We start from the raw sequence: 3,020 nt of genomic DNA, 5'->3' as shown, positions 1-3,020 counted from the left end.
TCTTCAACAGACGTACCGCCACTCATCATATCCTGAATCATGGTTACCCATCGATTCAGAACTCAACACAAAATGCAACTGTAGTGCTAACCCGCGTTTTTCCAATGCATTCTCTCCCCTTGTTCCCCGCACCTGTTTAAAGGTCATGGTTTCCAAAGGGTAATACCCTTTGGTGGGGGTTCGGGGGCAAGGCCCCTGACTGTGCAGGGCCGTCGGCGCATGGAACATAGCGGCCTGGCCCGGCCCCGGCAGGCGCACGCCCCCTGATCCGTTAAAACGCATGGTGTCCAGAGGCCCGCGACCTCTGGCGGGGTTCAGGGGCGCGGTCCCTGACGGTCAAGCAACGCTTCGACCTCCTCCGCCGTGGGGGCGGCGTCTGCCGCGCCGGGGCGGGTTGTCGCCAGTGCGCCGCACGCGGCGGCATAGCGCACGGCCTGCTCCATTGGTGCGCCACAGGCCAGCATGCGCGCCAGTCCCGCGCCGAAACAGTCGCCCGCCGCCACGCTGTCCACCGCCGTCACGGCGAAGGGGGGCACGAACCCGTCCGTCCCGTCGCGGCGGGAATGGAAGACGCCGCGCGCGCCCATCTTGATGATGGCGCATTCCACCCCGCGCCGGTGCAGGATGGCGGCGGCCGCGCGGGCGGTGGTGGCGTCGGTGGGCAGGATACCGGTCAGGGCCTGCGTTTCGGTCTCGTTCGGGGTCAGGATGGTGGCCAGCGTGAACAGCGCATCGGGCAGGCCGTCGGGCGGGACGGGCGCGGGATCGACGATGATGGTCATGTCCTGCGTCCGTGCCTGGTCACACAGGCGCACGACGATGTCCGGCGGGATTTCCATCTGCATCATCACCACGCGCGCGCCGTCGAACACACGCGCCAGTGCCGGGACATCATCGGGGCGCAGCGTCATGTTCGCCCCGCCATGGACCAGGATCTGGTTTTCGCCCGCGTCATTGACGGTGATGAAGGCGCGCCCCGTTTCGCCCCCGGTTTCGGTGTGCACGAAACGCAGTCCCACGCCCGCGTCGGTCATCGCGGTGCGTGCGACCTGCGCCAGCGGGTCATCGCCCATCTGTCCCGCCAGTTCGACCACGCTTCCCAGACGCGCCAGGGCGACCGCCTGGTTTGCGCCCTTGCCGCCCAGTCCTGTTGTCGCGCTGCGGACATGCATCGTCTCCCCCGCATGGGGGAAGCGGTGCACGCGGCAGACGAAATCGACATTGATGCTGCCGATGACGGCGATATGGCCGGTGGGAAGCGGGATCATGACGGACCTCGTGCTGCAATCGGGGGAAATGGGAACGCGCGCGTCATGACGTGGCGGGAATGTCCTCCACATCAATGCACCAGCGCGCCTTGGACGCGGTGAAGATCTGGTGGCGTGGCGTCAGGCCCGGATCGGTGTCCAGCGTGCCCGCCGGTACGATCATCCGCCCGCCGTCGCGCGTGGCGTGGGGCAGGGGCGTGTGGCACGTGGCGCAGGTTGCGGTGGCGAAGCTGCGCGCGGTGGGCAGGTCCCAGCGCCGGACCTGTCCCGCGCCGGTGCGCCAGTGCAGGTCGGCGGGGCGGACGATCAGGTTGGCGGCAAAGGACGAACCGGTCGTCTTGCGGCACCGTTCGCAATGGCACAGCACGAAATCCAGCGGCGCGGCGGTGATGTCATAGGTCACGTCGCCACACAGGCAGCTTCCGCTGATGATGTCCATGAGCATGTGTCCTGCGAACGGGTTGATGACGGAGTGAATGTTTTTCAGGCAGTCCCTAGCCCTTCCACAGGGGGCCGGGCATTTCGTCGTAATGGTCCACCAGCATGTCCAGCAGCAGCGCCAGCGCACCGGCGACATGTGTCTGTTCCGTGCCGAAATGCGCGGCGATGGCGGGCATGGTGCGTCCCTCCACCATCAGCAGCACCAGCAGGCGTTCGCATCGCGTGCCGATGGCGGTGCGGATATACTTGTAACGCTCGATCGCGCCCAGCCTGCTGTGCGACGGGCCTTCATGCGCGGGGCGGCGTCTGGGGTCGCGCTCCATCTGCGGGTCGTTGTGGCCCATGAAGCCGATGGCATAGTCGATGGCCCAGAATTCGGCGGCCAGCGCATGCGCATCCACGATCGCCCCGCTGCGGCGCAGCGCCGCAAGTGCTGGACGATGCTCGTACACCGCGGCGACATCGGGCCGTTCGGGCGGCGGCACCGCAGACGGGTGGCAGGACGGAACGGCAGCCGACACGCAGGAATTCTCCGGACTGGGGCGGGACCGGCGCAGGGGGCCGGGAATGTTAACGCAACCCTATCATACCTTCGGCGCAGATGCGATGGCCTGCCGCCGGGCATGCGCGCGACGTCAGGGGGTGTTGCGCATCTGCTGGCGCAGGCGGGTTTCCTCGCGCTCGAAACGCGACCAGTCGCGGGCATAGGGATCATCGCCGGGGACATCCGATGCGATGGCGGGCCTGTCGGTATTGTCGGGCGCGTCGCGGCCGGGGGTGGGGCGGTTCATGTCCTGCCGCGCGGCGGCACCCGCGCGGGCATCGGCGGACCATGCGGCGCGGGCGCTGTCTTGCTGCGCGCGCATGTGGGCCATGGTGCCCTGCCATGCCTGTGCGCTGCTGGCGGCCTGCTGGTGCATGATGCCCGCCATGGGCGATGACAGCGCGCCGGGCCATCCCGCATTGCCCCACGCCTGCGCCCGGGCGTCATGCCCCGCACCGGCACAGCCCAGCAGCACGGCCAGCACGACCCCGCCCCATCCGGCGTGGCGGTGGCGGGGCGTCAGCGTGCGATCCATTGCTGGCGCGCGGGATCGCGCCGTTCCCAGCCACGCCGTTGCAGTTCCGGCGTGTCGGAAGGGTCCTGCGGATATCCGACACACAGGTACGCCACCAGTTCCCATTCCGGATCCACGTCCAGCATGCCGGCGACATGCGCGGGGTCGATGATGGAGACCCAGCCCACCCCCACCCCCGCCGCTGTCGCCGCCAGCCAGAAGGTATGGATGGCCATGACCGTGGACCATGTGG

At 68.2% G+C, this 3,020-nt stretch carries 5 protein-coding genes; all 5 read right to left on the bottom strand.

Going from position 1 to position 3,020, the window contains the following annotated elements; translation table 11 throughout:
• Positions 1-314 precede the first annotated feature (314 nt).
• The gene (locus HNH97_RS17140; RefSeq protein ID WP_171791691.1) at positions 315-1,268 is read right to left on the bottom strand and encodes a ribokinase; all 954 of its coding nucleotides are present in this window, start codon (positions 1,266-1,268) and stop codon (positions 315-317) included.
• A 43-nt stretch (positions 1,269-1,311) separates the two neighbouring features.
• On the bottom strand, positions 1,312-1,707 hold the full coding sequence (locus HNH97_RS17135) for a GFA family protein (RefSeq protein WP_233044377.1): 396 nt from the start codon (positions 1,705-1,707) through the stop codon (positions 1,312-1,314).
• A gap of 55 nt (positions 1,708-1,762) precedes the next feature.
• Entirely contained in the window at positions 1,763-2,230 is a 468-nt protein-coding gene (locus HNH97_RS17130) for a hypothetical protein (RefSeq protein ID WP_146220714.1), read from the bottom strand.
• A gap of 114 nt (positions 2,231-2,344) precedes the next feature.
• The gene (locus HNH97_RS17125) at positions 2,345-2,788 is read right to left on the bottom strand and encodes a hypothetical protein (protein WP_171791690.1); all 444 of its coding nucleotides are present in this window, start codon (positions 2,786-2,788) and stop codon (positions 2,345-2,347) included.
• A partial coding sequence (locus HNH97_RS17120; RefSeq protein ID WP_171791689.1) for a nitroreductase family protein occupies positions 2,773-3,020 on the bottom strand: 248 nt, incomplete at its 5' end. The genes HNH97_RS17125 and HNH97_RS17120, both read right to left, overlap by 16 nt.

The sequence above is a fragment of the Gluconacetobacter entanii genome, assembly GCF_013155425.1.
GTDB classification, from domain to species: domain Bacteria; phylum Pseudomonadota; class Alphaproteobacteria; order Acetobacterales; family Acetobacteraceae; genus Novacetimonas; species Novacetimonas entanii.
This window is presented reverse-complemented; position numbering and strand designations above follow the sequence as displayed.